Origin of the sequence: Ponticaulis sp. (assembly GCF_029210165.1) — a bacterium.
Classification (GTDB): domain Bacteria; phylum Pseudomonadota; class Alphaproteobacteria; order Caulobacterales; family Hyphomonadaceae; genus Ponticaulis.
Window position 1 is genome coordinate 1,896,994 of the sequence record NZ_JARGNT010000001.1, and the last position, 14,395, is coordinate 1,911,388.

15 protein-coding genes are annotated in these 14,395 nt (G+C 56.1%); 6 read left to right on the forward strand and 9 right to left on the reverse strand.

The features are described 5' to 3' along the window. Positions 1-17: 17 nt before the first annotated feature. Genes P1U45_RS09310 through P1U45_RS09320 form a run of 3 tightly spaced genes read left to right on the forward strand, consistent with a single transcriptional unit; the run spans position 18 to position 3,398 of the window. Positions 18-1,478: a hypothetical protein gene (locus P1U45_RS09310; protein ID WP_301058814.1), complete on the forward strand. Its 1,461-nt coding sequence runs from the start codon at positions 18-20 to the stop codon at positions 1,476-1,478. Continuing rightward, entirely contained in the window at positions 1,471-2,616 is a 1,146-nt protein-coding gene (locus tag P1U45_RS09315) for a hypothetical protein (RefSeq protein ID WP_301058815.1), read from the forward strand. Before P1U45_RS09310 ends, P1U45_RS09315 begins: the two co-directional genes overlap by 8 nt. Positions 2,617-2,642: 26 nt before the next feature. Further along, entirely contained in the window at positions 2,643-3,398 is a 756-nt protein-coding gene (locus tag P1U45_RS09320; RefSeq protein ID WP_301058816.1) for a CPBP family intramembrane glutamic endopeptidase, read from the forward strand. A gap of 6 nt (positions 3,399-3,404) precedes the next feature. Here the strand turns inward: P1U45_RS09320 and P1U45_RS09325 are convergent, their stop codons facing one another. The 6 genes from P1U45_RS09325 to P1U45_RS09350 all read right to left on the reverse strand — a co-directional run bounded on the left by P1U45_RS09325 (position 3,405) and on the right by P1U45_RS09350 (position 8,312). After that, complete coding sequence (locus P1U45_RS09325; protein WP_301058817.1) at positions 3,405-3,806, reverse strand: GFA family protein; 402 nt, start codon at positions 3,804-3,806, stop codon at positions 3,405-3,407. Then, positions 3,799-5,232, reverse strand: coding sequence for an amidase (locus tag P1U45_RS09330; protein WP_301058818.1), 1,434 nt, complete (start codon positions 5,230-5,232; stop codon positions 3,799-3,801). Before P1U45_RS09330 ends, P1U45_RS09325 begins: the two co-directional genes overlap by 8 nt. A gap of 107 nt (positions 5,233-5,339) precedes the next feature. Then, positions 5,340-5,729, reverse strand: a complete 390-nt coding sequence (locus P1U45_RS09335; RefSeq protein WP_301058819.1) for a VOC family protein — start codon at positions 5,727-5,729, stop codon at positions 5,340-5,342. 12 nt (positions 5,730-5,741) lie between these two features. Then, positions 5,742-6,389, reverse strand: coding sequence for a DsbA family protein (locus P1U45_RS09340; protein ID WP_301058820.1), 648 nt, complete (start codon positions 6,387-6,389; stop codon positions 5,742-5,744). 90 nt (positions 6,390-6,479) lie between these two features. Further along, entirely contained in the window at positions 6,480-7,436 is a 957-nt protein-coding gene (locus P1U45_RS09345; RefSeq protein WP_301058821.1) for a metallophosphoesterase, read from the reverse strand. Between the two features lie 33 nt (positions 7,437-7,469). Then, a complete protein-coding gene (locus P1U45_RS09350; RefSeq protein WP_293609851.1) occupies positions 7,470-8,312 on the reverse strand; it encodes a metal-dependent hydrolase in 843 nt (280 codons plus the stop codon). 80 nt (positions 8,313-8,392) lie between these two features. On the opposite strand from P1U45_RS09350, the gene P1U45_RS09355 reads away from it, so the two are divergent. Beyond that, positions 8,393-9,004: a TetR/AcrR family transcriptional regulator gene (locus P1U45_RS09355; RefSeq protein WP_301058822.1), complete on the forward strand. Its 612-nt coding sequence runs from the start codon at positions 8,393-8,395 to the stop codon at positions 9,002-9,004. Here the strand turns inward: P1U45_RS09355 and meaB are convergent. Both meaB and P1U45_RS09365 read right to left on the reverse strand, forming a co-directional pair. Next, positions 9,001-9,957 carry a methylmalonyl Co-A mutase-associated GTPase MeaB gene (gene meaB / locus P1U45_RS09360; protein ID WP_301058823.1) on the reverse strand — a complete coding sequence of 319 codons (957 nt, stop codon included), beginning with the start codon at positions 9,955-9,957 and terminating at the stop codon, positions 9,001-9,003. The two genes, P1U45_RS09355 and meaB, sit on opposite strands and share 4 nt — an antisense overlap. A 6-nt stretch (positions 9,958-9,963) precedes the next feature. Further along, positions 9,964-10,578 (reverse strand): hypothetical protein, encoded by a 615-nt coding sequence (locus P1U45_RS09365; protein WP_301058824.1) that lies wholly within the window; start codon positions 10,576-10,578, stop codon positions 9,964-9,966. A 210-nt stretch (positions 10,579-10,788) separates the two neighbouring features. Between P1U45_RS09365 and P1U45_RS09370 the strand changes: the two genes are divergently transcribed. Both P1U45_RS09370 and P1U45_RS09375 read left to right on the forward strand, forming a co-directional pair. Then, positions 10,789-11,130, forward strand: coding sequence for a carboxymuconolactone decarboxylase family protein (locus P1U45_RS09370; protein ID WP_301058825.1), 342 nt, complete (start codon positions 10,789-10,791; stop codon positions 11,128-11,130). Between the two features lie 122 nt (positions 11,131-11,252). After that, positions 11,253-13,862, forward strand: a complete 2,610-nt coding sequence (locus P1U45_RS09375; RefSeq protein ID WP_301058826.1) for a TonB-dependent receptor plug domain-containing protein — start codon at positions 11,253-11,255, stop codon at positions 13,860-13,862. Between the two features lie 15 nt (positions 13,863-13,877). Here P1U45_RS09375 and P1U45_RS09380 read toward each other — a convergent pair whose 3' ends face one another. Further along, entirely contained in the window at positions 13,878-14,339 is a 462-nt protein-coding gene (locus P1U45_RS09380; protein ID WP_301058827.1) for a nuclear transport factor 2 family protein, read from the reverse strand. Between the last annotated feature and the right edge of the window lie 56 nt (positions 14,340-14,395).

Below are 14,395 nucleotides of genomic sequence, written 5' to 3' on the forward strand. Positions count from 1 at the left end.
GAGCTGCTGACATCACAATGTTCGAAAGGCGAAACATTCTTGATGTCCTGCTGATCCCGATCAGTTGCGCTGGCATAGCAGCATTGTGCTGGCACGCGGTATATGCCGGTCCGGTGTCTGCTGACAAGTTCGAAGCGCGACTGGAAGCCGCCGCACGTGCGTCGCTGGATGAAGCGCGCTTTCGATGGGCGCATGTCGAGATGGATGGGCAGACGGCCATCTTATCTGGGATAGCGCCAACTGAGCAGCTTTTAACGCGTGCCCGAAACCGTGTTCTGGTGTCCAGCGGGCGTGGCGGTTTCTTCCGCGGCGGCGTCACCGGTGTTCTGGATGAGACCGAACTTTTGCCGCCTGTTTCGCCCTATGCGTTCAGTGCAACCCGCCATGGCGACCGGTTCGGACTGACGGGAATTCTGCCTGATCCTGATGCGATGGCGCGTCTGGAAGAGGTCCTGACCGGGGAGGGCATCTCGCCGGAATTTATCGAACTTGATGTGGCGTTTCGCGATGGCGTTCCAGAGGGTGACTGGATCGGCGCCGTAAGCCTTGGTCTGCGTCAGCTCGTGAAGCTCTATGACGGAGAGGTCGATGTGACGGACAGACGAATTTTTGTGTCCGGCATTGCGCCGAATATTGATGTTCGCAACGACATTATCGCGCAAATGGCGCGGCCTCCATCAGGCTATAGCGTGGATGCCGACATTGCCGGCACAGCGCGCTGGACCGCGCGCCTGAACGGCGACTACCTCATCATGGAAGGAAGCGTGCCGGATGCGGCCGATCGGACGGCCCTGTTCGAATATGCTGAGCAATTGTTCGATGGCGTCGTGGAAAACGAAATGGGCGTTGTGCCTATGCGCAGCGATGACTGGATACGCGGAGTGCGCGCTGCCTTGCCTGGCTTTCTGCAGCATGAAAGCGGCGTTATGGCCTTTATGGGCGACGAGCTTGTCATTGAAGGTCTGGCCACACCTTCTGTCATCGACTTTCTGCGTGAAGACTTCGTTCGCGTAGGCGTGTCGACTGATTTTACGCTGAATTCGCAGCCTGCGCCGACGCGCCTGATGGCTTTTGAAGGACTGGACGCAGAAACGACCCATCCATCGCGGGATGTGTGTGCAACAGCACTTGAAGAAGCGCTGTCACTTTCATCGCTCAATTTTCGTTATGCGCGGGATGAACTGGCACGGGAGTCTGCGCCATTGCTGGATGGTGTTCTGACTGTGCTCCAGACATGTCCTGACTATCAGTTCGTGATTGACGCCGCGACACATGCAGACGGACGGCGTATTGCTTTGAAAAACCTCACAGAGGATCGTCAAACTGCCGTCCTCGCCTATTTCATTGCCCGCGGAGTTCCGCTAGATCAGGTTGTGTTGACGGAGGTCCGGCAGGATAGTGCAGGACTGCCCGATCCAGTGAGTATTGATACGGACAGGCAGATATCTGTTCGTCTGAGGGAGTTGGAAGATGATTGAGCTGCTGACCAGCATGTGGGGCTATCTGGCAGGTGCAGGTGTCATCGGGTTGATTCTCGGTTGGGCATTCCGCGGTGTGTTTTTGCCGCGCGCGCGAACCATAAACGTGACAGCGCCGGCACCGGCTGCGCTCGAGCGCCCTCTGACAGAAGCACAGCAACAAGCGCTTGAGAAAGCCGAAGTCGACGCGCGTGCGCTTCAGGCTGCCGAAGCCAAGCTTGCGGATATGGAACGAACCGTAGCTGACCTGCGCAATCACGTTCAGCGCGCAAACCAGATGCAGCTTGCTCCGCCTCCGCCGCCGCCGCCAGCGCCGCAACCAACGCCTGCAGAGGAAGAAGCACGCGCGCGTGCTGTCTGGCACGAGCGTTATCTGACGTCTCGCGTGCGCTATCTGGAAAGTCAGGTCTTCGATGCTGATACATCTTCTTCTGAGGATGTTGATGCACTCAAAGCCGAAAATGAAGCTCTGAAAGCGCGCGTCGAGAGCGCAGAGACAGGCACGTCGGAAGCGCCTTCAGCGTCTGCGTCCGATCTTGCAAAAACCAAATGGCAGAATCGTTATCTGCAGGCTCGTATACTGTTCCTCGAAAGCGGCACTGCATCGGCTGATACTGAAACGTCAGTAGCGTCTTCCGTTCCGGAAGATGTCGAGATGGAGCTGAACAGCCTGAAGTCAGAAATCACGGTTCTGAAAGCCGAGATTGACCGCGAAGCCAAAGGCACGGGCGAGTACGAACAGGAAATGGCGCGCCTTCGCTGGCGCAACCGCTATCTGGAAGGTCGCCTGAAATATCTTGAAGCAGCGAGCCTTGATGCCGAGGCCGTTGCCGATACGCCGGTGGATATTGCGGCACTTGCGGCGCCTGTGTCTCCGGCAGCCCCCGCCGAAGAACCTGTCGAAGAGACCCGCCCGGAAAGCCTTGATGCGCCAAAGGGCGAGGCTGACGATCTCAAACGCATTGGCGGTATCGGTCCAAAAATCGAGCTTATCCTGAATGAGCTTGGCATTTTCCACTTCTCGCAGATCGCTGCATGGACACCGGGCGAGCAGGCGTGGATCGATAGCTATCTGCGCTTTGAAGGCCGCGTGATGAGCGAGAAATGGGCCGAGCAGGCAGCCGAGCTTCAGGGCTAGTCATCTGACTGGCCTGAAAGGCTCGCATGTCGCAATTTTCCGGAAATACACCGAAAGATGAACTGGCAAGGCTTTTGCCAGTCGCGATTTTCTGGAGTGTTTTTGCGTATTTTCTGGCGCGCTATCTGCTGGTCCAGCTGGTCGGCCTTCACATTCAGATTGCTGGTGACAGTGCGCGGGCCTTCTGGGCGTTTTTTATAGACCCTGAACATCCCGCACGCATGGTTACTGTCGGGTATGCTGAACTTCTGATCGGTCTTTTATGCTTCGAACATCTGAGGCGTCGCGGCGTGGAAGATTGCGTGCTTCAGGCTGGCCGCTTTGGCATGCTGTCTATTTATCTGGCGGCCTTTGCGACGCTCGTTGTGCCGGAAATTGTGTTTCGTTCCGTCATCATGTTCCTCGACCTGATTGGTCGGGAGGTGCCGCGCCTCACAACTGACGAAAACGCGGGCTATTTCCCGGCGAACCAGCTCATTGGGCTGTTTATTTCAGCCGTGATCATCGCGCCGGTGGTTGAGGAATTTCTGTTCCGCGGCTTTCTGATGACCAGCATGCAGGCGCGTGGATGGCCAAGCTGGCTGATCGTCATTCTGTCTTCGGCGGCGTTCACGATTCTACATGTCGGCTACACCGGTTTCGGCCTGATGTTCATTTTCATGCTGGGCTGCATGTTCGGTGCGCTACGGCTCTGGTCGGGCGGGCTGGTCCTGCCCATGGCGGCACATGCGGCCTTCAATATGAAGACCTTCCTGTTTTCCTATTTCAACGCGTATGGCTGAGCGCAGCTAGTCTTTCGATTTATGCGCAAGCGTGCCGGCATTTAATTCCCACTGCACGCCATCAAACGGATGAATGCCAACATGCTCGAAGGCCATCGGATCATCCAAGCATCGCCATGTGATGGCAAATCCGTCCGGATTGGAGCGCGGTACATAGAAGCTTTTGATGCCGCACACCGAGCAGAACTGATGTTTCGCAGTGTGCGTGTTGAAGGTGTAGGTCGACAGGTTCTCTTCGCCGGATAGAAGTCTGAACCGGCTGGACGGCACGATGATATGCGCGTTCTGGCTCATCAGGCATACTGAGCAGTTGCAGTCCTCTATTTCGATGCGCTGTGGCAGGAGGACTTCAAACCGGACGGCGCCGCAATGGCAGCCGCCCTTATGCCAGGTCATGTCATCAGTCATAGATTACAGGCGGCCTTTTATCGAACCAAGGTTTCGCCTCTTCAAGCTGGGCTGCGAGGCGGTAGAGCAGACCCTCATGGCCATAACGCGCACCGAACATCATGCCAATTGGGAGATTGTTGGATGACCAATGCAAAGGCACAGACATGGCCGGAGCGCCCGTCATGTTGAAAACAGAGGCATGCGGCGCAAAACTTGTGACGGCTTTGCCATAGGCGTCCTTGTCTTCGCGCGACAGGCTCAGCTCACCCAGCATGTCCGGTTCTCTGGACAGCATTGGCGACAGGCAGAGGTCGAAATTGCCTGCATCCATCCAGTTGTCGAATGTGACGGCCGTTTCCTGAAACACGCCATTGGCCCATGCGAGCATGGACATCGGGACTGTATGGCCGAGATTCACCATGTCGCGTGTCAGAGGCTCGAGGTCATCATCTTGCAGTGGACGGCCAAGTGCCTGTGCGCGTGATTGGGTGAGATCCGCAGTGTAGGCAGAAATGTTCATCAGAAGGGCTTTTCCGATAGCTTCACCACTCAGCGCGGGCGCTGACGCTTCGACTATATGTCCAAGGTTTTCGAGAAGACTGACCGTGTCATCCAGCCCTTTTTGAGCTTCTGCATCAGGCTTTGTGCCGTTCGGTGCGGTCGTCCAAAGTGCAATACGCAGCTGGCGCGGCGCATTCTTCAGTTGATCCAGAAAAGAGACCTGCTCGTCCGGCGCAACATATCGCGAGCCGGGTTCGCGGCCATGCGTAAGGTCCATGAGGAGGGCATTGTCGCGCACAGTGCGGGACACGGCATGGACCGTAGACAGGCCGCTCCAGCCTTCTGTGCGGACAGGGCCCATAGGGATACGGCCACGCGACGGTTTCATGCCAAACAGGCCGGTGCACGCTGCAGGAATACGGATCGAGCCACCGCCATCACTGGCTTGTGCGAGTGGAAGCACACCTGAAGCAACTGCCGAGGACGCGCCGCCGGACGAGCCGCCGGATGTGCGTTCAAGGTTCCACGGGTTTTTCGTCTGCCCGAAAAGGGCGCTCTCGGTAGAGGTCGTCAGACCGTATTCGGGACTGGTCGTCTGGCCAAAGGTGACAATGCCAGCTTTCCGGTAACGGTCGACAAGTTCGGAGTTTTTATCTGCTACGAAATCCTTGAAGAGGCGCGAGCCGGAGGTCAGCGGTGCGCCTTTTACTGCGACGCCGAGGTCTTTGGTCATGAAGGGAATGCCTGACAATGGCCCTTTCGGCAGGCCTTCGCTGATCTGGGTTTCGGCAATATCCGGAAACAGGGCGGAGACACAGTTCAGCTCTTCTTTCGCCTTTTCGGCGCGGCTCACGGCTTCGTCCATCAGCTCTTTCGGGCTGACTTCTTTTTTCGCGACGAGCTCTGCAAGGCCAATGGCGTCGTATTGCGTGTATTCCTTCATGTCTCTCCCCTGTGTGTTTTCTTTAAGGGGAGAGTTTCAGGTTTTTAGTGACTTGTCAGGTCTGCAATTGATGTGTTCTTCTCAATACACTTTCGGGACCTGAGCGATTAGTGGTCGGTCTCGATTGGTTCCCATAATTCGATTTTGCGACCGTCCGGATCCATCAGCCAGGCGAACTTGCCATACCCATAGGTTTCGCGTGGCTGAACCTGTTCAATACCTTCAGCTTCAAGACGAGCGAGCACGCCATCAAGATCGTCCACCATCAGATTGATCATGAACGGCAGGTCTGATGGTTTAAAGTAGTCTGACTTTTCGAACGGTGCGAAGATGGATTGCGCACCTTTCGGGAATTTTTCACCCGCTTCCTTATGAGAGAAATTCCATCCGCCGAAATCGTTCGTGTCGTTGCCGATCACCTTTGCATACCAGGCTTTGGTCGCGTCCACGTCCGAGCAATGAAAGAAGATGCCGCCGACACCGATGACTTTTGACATGTGAATTCCCCCTCAGGATTTCTGGAGGACGCCAGACTGTTTCAGGCGCCACTCCAGAATATCAAGGCGATCCTGCCCGAAAAACGGCTCGTCTTCAAACACCATTAGAGGAACGCCCCAATGCCCGGCGTTTTTTTGTGCAGCTTCATTGGCTTCAATTTCAGCCTCAAGCTCTGCCTCGCGATCAATGGCTTCTGCGTCGAGTGCGGCAAGGTCCAGTCCAGCGCGTGCGACCGCATCTGACAGGACGCTGCCTTCTGTCCAGTTGGCTTCGCCAGACCAGATGAGGGTCGAGACTTCATAGAAGTAATCAAGCGCCTGCGGCGTGTGACTAGCGAGTACGCCAAGGCGCGTCAGCCTGTGAATATATGGCTGGTCGGCTGGCACGTCGCCCGTCGCCATATCCATCACGACTGGATCAGGGTTCGGGCGGCCAAAGGGCAGGCCGTTGAACTGGGCAATGCGAAAACAGTCACGCATCAGATAGGGCGGCCAGAGCGGATTGACCTGTTTGAAGAAGCCCGGAATGCGCACCGCAATCGGATAGACCGGTTTGATGGTGAATGGCACGTCCCAACGCTTGCTCATCTCTCGAAGGCGTGGGGTCGCGAGGTAGGAATAAGGGCTACGGAACGACCAATAGATATCGACGCCTGACATGTTTCTCTCCCGTGTTTTCGGGAAGTCTGTCAGTTTGAGTGTCGCGTGTCAGCGTTTAACTAGCGGGTCTGAGAACACTTTGTGGTTACACTAACCATCCTCTCCTTGCGGCAGGCGCACCGTTATCAGATCGACCTGAGGCGGCATCAATAAACGCATTGGAAGACCAACCATACCCGTGCCAGACGTGATGTAGATCTGATGGGTCTCGGCAATGGCGTCGGCAGACGCAGGCGTGACTTCTTCATAGAGCCCGCGATCAAAACCGTATTGCGAGGGTAGGGCGCGCTGATACAGGCCCGGAATTCTGATCTGGCCGCCATGCGTATGACCCGCAAATAATACGTCGTAGCGTACGTTTGGCGGAACACGCATCGCCACATCCGGATTGTGAGTGAGGATGATGCGCGGCGTGCCTGTTGGCGGGTTCTCTGTGGGGTATTCAATCTGCCCCTGCCAGAGGTCTGAGGTGCCTGTCAGCCATATCTCGCGCCCGTTCAGCGTAAGGACCTCCGTTCGGTTGTTCAGGAGATGGACGTTCTCAAGCGTCGCGAAATAGCCTGCGAGCTGCATGCCGAGGTCAGGGCCCGGAAAGCCGACATCATGATTGCCGAAAACCACGAAGACCGGCTCTCCGAAATTGTTCAGCTCATGAAAGGCCGCTTCAATCTGATCTTCCGGCAAATGGTAGGTGAGGTCGCCAGCCACGAGCACGGCGTCAAAGTCCAGAGTGTCTGCTCGCTCGCGTATCCGTTCGAGCGGCATGGCATTGCCGAACATGCCGATATGCGTGTCGGAGAATAATAAGAGACGGATGTCATAGCCGTCCTCTGCTGGTGAACCGGCGAGTGCGATCTCCGCCTCAATGGTACGTAAAATGCGCGGTTCGACAAAGCGGGCATAGGCCGGAACCGAAGCCAGAAGCACTAATGATAAAGCGCCCCAGCGATAAAAGCCGGAGCGCCTGATCATGAGCCATCCCATTGCGATGACGAATGGGAAATAGAGAAAGCTGACGTAGAAAATGAGCTGTTTCATAAGCATCATTGGTGATGCCCGATTGCACCCATTTTAAGGCGGTTATTCGGCAGCTACAGCGTCAAACTCGGCTTTCCACTCCGTCATGAGCGCACGATTGTCATGATCCCATGGGTGGAAGCCCGGTTTGAACCAGGAGAGCCAGACCTTCCAGCCGCGGCCAAACAGGCTAGGTGTCTTCCAGAGATATTTGCTGATCGCCTTTTTCGCGTCTTTCTTGTCCCATCCTTCAGCCTCAAGCAGCATAGCGGCGTAGGTCGCGATATTATTGGTGAAGGTTTTGGAGATGATCAGCATGGAGATGCAGCGACGCATATAGCGTTTGAAGCCGGACCAGTCTTTGGAGACTTCAAGGAAGACGTCATAGGCAACCGCCTTATGCTCGGTCTCTTCCATAGCGTGCCAGCGCCACATGGCTTCGATTTCCGGATCTGTGTTCTGAAACACATCCTGGTGCTCGACCATCATATCCGCCATCATGGCTGTGAAATGCTCCAGACAGATCGTGCCGATCAGCATACGCATCGGTCCGCCGGAGCGGGCAAAGGCGACACGCTCGCGGACAAAGCCTTCAATCTCTTCAACCGGGTATTTCTCGCGATCGATTAGCTGGTTCATCAAATGATGTTCGCGTGAGTGGATAGCTTCCTGATGGATGAAGTCTTTCACATCCTGAAGCAGCTTGCCTGAAAGCTCTCCGCGATAATTGCGCACTGAGTCCATGAACATGCGCTCACCATCAGGGAAGGTGAGCGATAGCGTGTTCATGATAGCTGTGCCGACAGGGTCATTATCGAGCCAGTGCGGGTTCTTCGCGCCTTCATGGCTGAATTTGATGTCACGAGGAGAGATAGAAACGTCCTCTGGTGTGCGCTTTTCCGTCATCTGACAATTCCTGTTTTGCTAAGTGGCCGCTAAGGTGGGGCCAAGTTTGTTCACGAGTAATATAAGCGCTACTGACAAAAATGTCGATAAGAAAAAATAAGCAGCCAAGAATCCGTCGAACGCCCGAGGAATCACGGGCTAATATTCTGGCTTCGGCTGAACGCCTTCTGACCGAGCGGGGGCCTCAAACCTTGCGTCTTGCGGATGTGGCGAAGGAAGCAGGCGTCGCGAACGCAACAGTGCTACATCATTTCGGTACGATAGACGGCGTCCACACGGCGCTGATGGAGCGGATGATTGCCGAGCTTGTCGAGAAGGTGATGGCGATCGAGCTGACAGAAGACACCGAAGTGTCTCGCGCTCATGCATTGACGACCTTGTTCGAAGCGTTCGAGCAGAAACAGGCGTCAAAGCTGGCCGCCTGGCTGGAACTGACGCACCAGGCAGGAAGACTAACCAATGTGAGGCAGGTCGTGCGCGATGTGACACGCACGAAGTTTCACCATCAGAATGTGCCTGAAGACGTCGTGGAAGATGTGATGCTTGTCTGTATCACGCTGGCGCTGGGTGTCGGTCTTTTCGGGCAGACCTTGAGTGAAATGCTCGGCAAGCCGCCAAGCCGCGCGAAGGAAATGGCGCTTTCAGTTCTTATGCTAGGTCTCAGGCAGCTGGAGGCGGAGCGTAAAGGCTAAAAGCCTTCGACGCCGAAGGCTTCCAAAAGTTGTTCGGCAGCAGCAGACGCAGGAATAGCGCCGGTTTCAACGCCCTGTTTCATTGCTGCGAGCTTGGCTACAACATCCGGATGGGAGCGGAACGCCGCCATCAGCCCGTCCTGAATAAGCTCGTTCATCCATGTGAGTTGCTGGTCCGCGCGGCGCTTATCCCGAGAGCCGGACTCTTCAGTCTTCTTCTTATGGAGCTCAATCGTGTCCCAGAGCTCTTTCAGGCCATCGCCCGTTGCGCCTGCACAGGTCAGAACCGGCGGAGACCATGACGGGTCGACCGGCTCCAGAATATGCAGCGCATTCTGGTAATGACGCTGGGCGCGCTTGGCTGCTTTTTCGTCGATATCAGCTTTGTTGACCGCAATCAGATCGGCGACTTCCAGCACGCCTTTCTTGATGCCCTGCAGGTCATCGCCCGCATTCGGCAGCATCAGCACGAGAAAGAAGTCCACCATATTGGCGACCACAGTTTCAGACTGGCCGACGCCGACGGTTTCAACGAGGATGACGTCATAACCGGCCGCTTCACAGAGAAGCAGGCTTTCGCGGGTTTTGCGTGCAACGCCGCCGAGCGTCTCGCCTGCCGGTGAGGGGCGCACAAAGGCTTTCTCATCAACTGAAAGCCGCGCCATACGGGTCTTGTCGCCCAGAATAGAGCCGCCCGAGCGCTGCGAAGTCGGGTCGACGGCGAGCACAGCAACCTTATGCCCCATCTCTGTGAGCATGGTTCCGAACGCATCAATAAAGGTGGATTTGCCAACACCTGGCACACCGGTAATGCCAATCCTTTGGCTTTTGCCGGTTTCGGACATGACAGAAGACAGAAGCTTGCGCGCTTCGGCCTGATGGTCCGTGCGGCGGCTTTCAACGCGGGTGATGGCGCGGGCAAGGCCCCGGCGTGTGCTCAGATTGACTTCCATGCTGTGTCAGTACGCGTCTTCATCGCGCTCATCAAGCAGGGCGCGGCTGTGTCGCACGCTAGCGCGAACCATTTGCGCAGGCGCATCAGATGAGAGGTCCAGAACCCAGTTGAACAGGGGCGGAGGCAGTGCGTCGGTTTCGTAATTCAGATCGTTTTCCAGCGTTATTGCCAGAGCCGGTTTGCCCGTGGTTTTTGCCTGTGCTGCCTGCCAGACGAGATATTTGAAGAAGCGTCTGAGGTCACTCTGATCATCCGGATCAAGATCCAGCAACTGGCACAGCTCGCGATAGCTTTCTGCCTGAGAGTGAGGCCCGACAGAAAAGGGTGGAGGTGCGGACAAAATTGAAAGCACGCGCGCCACGTCGCTAGCGTTCAACTCGCTCATTAAATCCGACGCTGTTTCGCAGAACCGCGTTGCATCACCGACTTTGAGGTCCTGCTGGTGCGCCCACAGGTCTCGCAAGCGGGAGAGGGTTTTGATGTCGTCCTGTACGTTTGCAATCTTCAAATGGTTCAGCACACGCAGCCAGTCGCGCGCATCCATCTCGAATCCTTTTTTGAGAACCGGGCTCGAAGGAGGCAGGATTTCGCTCATCTTCAGGTGGCGGGCTTCAGGCATGGCATTCACCCGAAACGGTAGCTCACATTTCATGATGCGCAGGGCGACATCAATGCGCGCGTGATCTGACAGTGGAAAGTGCTGGCTCTTATGCATCGCCGGTAACTTAGGTGAGCAGCGACGAAATGCCTATGAAATCCTGCACGCTCGCGCGGGAAAGTCTGATATTAGAACATCATGAAATGGTGATTTTAGATCAGGGGATTTGTGATGAGCTACACCGATAAAATCCGCGACATGCGCAGCGAGCTTCGAGAACTCAACAAGACCATTCCGGACGCAACGCAGGGCTTTGGTACGCTCTCAAAGGCGGTGAAAGATAATGGTGTTCTGAGCCTCAAGGAAAAAGAGTTCGTTGCCCTGGGCATGGCTATTGCGCAGCGCTGTGAGCCTTGCATCAACTTCCACGTTGAAGCCCTCATGAAGGCGGGCGGCACACGCGAAGAGCTGGGTGATGTGCTGGCCATGGGCATTCAGATGGGCGGCGGCCCCGGCCTTATGTATGCCGGACATGCGCTTGCCTGTTGGGATGAACTTGCAGCTAAAGAATAAATACTCTGACATTTCTGTGATTACTGCATAAACATGCTTCTGGTCGCGACGGATGTAATTAGTTTATTCGTGAGACTTGGGATCGTGGGGACGACTTCCGACGAGAATTAACGAGGTTTTGTATGCGGTTTTCATGCCTGCTGGGCGCTGTGAGTATTGGCGCTCTCTTATCTGCTTTTCCTGTTTCGGCGCAGGAGGCACCACAGGATGATCAGGACCGCGTGCTCTCAGAGGTTCAGGTGACGTCTACCCGTTTGCGCGGGACGGCAGTCAGCGACATCGAGCCTGAGCAGACACTGACGACTGCGGATATCGAAGCCTATGGCGTGTCATCTATTGAAGAACTGATCGCCGAACTCGGTCCGGAATTGGCAAGCAGCCGCGGTCGTGGCGGCGGGGATCACGTCTTTCTGGTCGATGGCGTTCGTATCGCCAGCTTTCGTGAAATCCGCTCTTATCCGCCGGAAGCCATTGAACGTATGGACGTGCTGCCAGAAGAGGCTGCCCTTCAATACGGCTATGGTGCGAACCAGCGGGTCATCAATATTGTTCTGAAGCCTGACTTTTCGGCCTGGACGTTCAGTCTTGAATTTGGCGGGCCGGTCGAGGGTGCAGGGCAGCGCGGCGAGTTTGATGTCGACTATCTCGGCATAGCTGACGGCCAGCGGTCGAGCGTTGATGGCGAGATCGAAGTCGACAACGCTATTCTGGAAACTGATCGCGGCCTTGGCGATCCGCTTGTGGGCGCAAACAGCCTGCGCGATGAAAGCCAGTCTCTGGAAATCGGTGGCAGCACGCATAGAGGCATTTTTGGCAATGTCGGAATGACGCTCTCTGGCGATATCGAGATTTCTGAGGGTGAGGAGCTGCTGGGCTTTTCTGAGCAGGACTTTCTGCTACCTGCCGCAAGCCCGTTTTCGACTACGGGCACAGACGAGAGTTTTACGCGTTACATTGGCGTGCCCGGCGTGCTGACGCAGACAAGCGATTCAACAGACGCCAATATCAACCTCACTTTTACCCGTGATGTCGGCGACTGGTTTGTGACATCCACGACAAGCCTCGGGCACAATACATCGACGACTGAAACGGACCGCGCGCCGGACGTGACGAGCTTTCAGGCCGCGTTGAATGCTCTTGATCCAACGGTTGCGCCAACAGCTGACCTGTCGCCGTTCATTTCTCTGAGCGAAGAGCGCACAGAGCGAACAACGGATACGTTCTCGACGAACTTGCTGGCCAATGGTGATCTCTGGGAGATTACAGGCGGCTGGGTTGGTGCAGGTCTGAGTGTGGATCTCAGCCATGCGAGCCGTAGCTCCGAAACCGATTTCAATGGTACCCGCACGACAAGTTCGCTCGACCGCCAGATTGCCAAAATTCAGGGTAGTTTCGACTTCCCGCTGATTGTCTCGGACATGGACATTCCAGGCTTTGAGAGTTTGGTGGCGAACGCGACTGTGAATGCCAGCAATTACTCCGATTTCGGCACGCTGTTCGGGTTTGACGGCACGCTCAGCTGGTCTCCTGTCGAAGATATCCGTATTCTGACCTCTTATACCTTGGAAGAGGGCGCGCCGAGCATGTCCCAGCTTGGTGATACGTTGAGCGTGACGCCAAATGTGGAAATTTTCGACTTCGTGCAGGGCGAGTCCGTGCTTGCGACGCGCATCTCCGGCGGCAATGACCAGCTGATTGCTGATACGCGTCAGGTCTGGAAGGCGAGCGTCGAGTGGGAGCCGCTTGATGAGACCGACCTTGACCTGCGCCTCACCTACACTGACAGCCGCATTGACGATCCGATCGGGGCGTTCCCGAGCGTTGACGCGGCGGTTGAAGCTGCTTTCCCGAACCGGTTTGTTCGCGATGCCAATGGTGATTTGCTCAGCGTCGATCTGCGTCCTGTAAATTATGTCGAAGAAACCCGCCGCGATATTCGCTGGCAGCTGACCTTCCGTGACAGCTTTGCTGAACCTGAAAGACCGCAGCGTGGAGCGCAGGGAGAGGGGCGTACACCTGCCTCTGGCGGGAATGCGCACGGCGCGCCACAAACGGCGCCGCCTTCGTCTTCAAATAATGCGGAACGTCCGGCTGGCGGCTCGCCCCCTTCAGCTTCCGGTGATGCCCGTCCTCAGAGCGGTGGCGGTACGCCTCCGTCTTCCGGTTCTGGCAATGCCCGGCCAAGTGGTGGTCCGCCACCGTCTGCGCGCGGCGGCGGTCGTCCACGTGGCGGTATGATGGGCCGACGTGGTCCGCCTGCAGGTGGGCGCTTGTTCTTATCTCTCAGCCATACAATCAATCTTGAAGACCAACGCGTTCTGGCTGACGGCTTTCCCGTTCAGGACTTTCTGAATGGCGCGGCATCTGGCCTGGGCGGTCAGCCTGAACATGAAGTGCGGCTGACAAGCGGCGTATTTTATAAAGGCTATGGCGCGCGACTGAGTGCTAACTGGCAGAGTGCAACGGAAGTCGACACAGCAAGCAGCGTTCTGAAATTTTCAGACCAGACCAGCGTGAACCTCCGCTTCTTCCACAGTGTGACTGATCAGACATTCATCGGCCGTAATGTCGAATGGCTGCGTGGCACACGCTTCTCGCTGGAGATTGATAACCTGCTCGATGATGTCGTCACGGTCACGGATAGTACTGGCGTGATCCCTCTGCGATATGAGGGGAACCGGCTCGATCCTGTCGGCACGCAAGTAATGTTCTCGGTACGCCGACAGTTCTGATCTCAGGATATTGATTTAAAGGCCCAGCTCCGTCAGCCCGGGATGATCGTCCGGGCGGCGGCCGAGAGGCCAGTGGAAAAGGCGGTCTTCCTCACGGATGATCAGGTCGTTGATGCTCGCATAGCGGTATTTCATCAGACCAGCTTCATCGAAGACCCAGTTCTCATTTCCGTAAGACCGCATCCATTGGCTGTCATCCATCTGCCACTCATAGGCATAACGCACTGCTATACGGTTTTGCTGCCAGGCAAATAGCTCTTTGATCAGCCGGTAGTTTAGCTCTGTCTGCCATTTGATGGTCAGAAATCGGACGACTTCCGGACGACCTCTGACGAACTGGTTTCGGTTCCGCCAGACCGTATCGACGGTATAGGCGAGAGATACACTTTCAGGTTCGCGGCTGTTCCAGCCATCTTCCGCCTTGCGGACTTTTTCGGTGGCGGTTTCCTCGGTGAAAGGTGGAAGTGGTGGTCTCATTTGATACCTCCTTCATTGCTCGTGCGGTTTACTTCAGGGGTGGTAAGGGCGGTTCC

Excerpts from the sequence above, each read along its gene's own strand:
- P1U45_RS09350 (WP_293609851.1), bottom strand. The coding sequence starts at position 8,312 with ATGACGGAAAAGCGCACACCAGAGGACGTTTCTATCTCTCCTCGTGAC.
- P1U45_RS09375 (WP_301058826.1), top strand. The coding sequence starts at position 11,253 with ATGCGGTTTTCATGCCTGCTGGGCGCTGTGAGTATTGGCGCTCTCTTA.
- P1U45_RS09355 (WP_301058822.1), top strand. The coding sequence starts at position 8,393 with ATGTCGATAAGAAAAAATAAGCAGCCAAGAATCCGTCGAACGCCCGAG.
- P1U45_RS09315 (WP_301058815.1), top strand. The coding sequence starts at position 1,471 with ATGATTGAGCTGCTGACCAGCATGTGGGGCTATCTGGCAGGTGCAGGT.
- P1U45_RS09330 (WP_301058818.1), bottom strand. The coding sequence starts at position 5,232 with ATGAAGGAATACACGCAATACGACGCCATTGGCCTTGCAGAGCTCGTC.
- P1U45_RS09310 (WP_301058814.1), top strand. The coding sequence starts at position 18 with ATGTTCGAAAGGCGAAACATTCTTGATGTCCTGCTGATCCCGATCAGT.
- P1U45_RS09365 (WP_301058824.1), bottom strand. The coding sequence starts at position 10,578 with ATGCCTGAAGCCCGCCACCTGAAGATGAGCGAAATCCTGCCTCCTTCG.
- meaB (WP_301058823.1), bottom strand. The coding sequence starts at position 9,957 with ATGGAAGTCAATCTGAGCACACGCCGGGGCCTTGCCCGCGCCATCACC.
- P1U45_RS09335 (WP_301058819.1), bottom strand. The coding sequence starts at position 5,729 with ATGTCAAAAGTCATCGGTGTCGGCGGCATCTTCTTTCATTGCTCGGAC.
- P1U45_RS09380 (WP_301058827.1), bottom strand. The coding sequence starts at position 14,339 with ATGAGACCACCACTTCCACCTTTCACCGAGGAAACCGCCACCGAAAAA.
- P1U45_RS09325 (WP_301058817.1), bottom strand. The coding sequence starts at position 3,806 with ATGACTGATGACATGACCTGGCATAAGGGCGGCTGCCATTGCGGCGCC.
- P1U45_RS09320 (WP_301058816.1), top strand. The coding sequence starts at position 2,643 with ATGTCGCAATTTTCCGGAAATACACCGAAAGATGAACTGGCAAGGCTT.
- P1U45_RS09340 (WP_301058820.1), bottom strand. The coding sequence starts at position 6,389 with ATGTCAGGCGTCGATATCTATTGGTCGTTCCGTAGCCCTTATTCCTAC.
- P1U45_RS09345 (WP_301058821.1), bottom strand. The coding sequence starts at position 7,436 with ATGATGCTTATGAAACAGCTCATTTTCTACGTCAGCTTTCTCTATTTC.
- P1U45_RS09370 (WP_301058825.1), top strand. The coding sequence starts at position 10,789 with ATGAGCTACACCGATAAAATCCGCGACATGCGCAGCGAGCTTCGAGAA.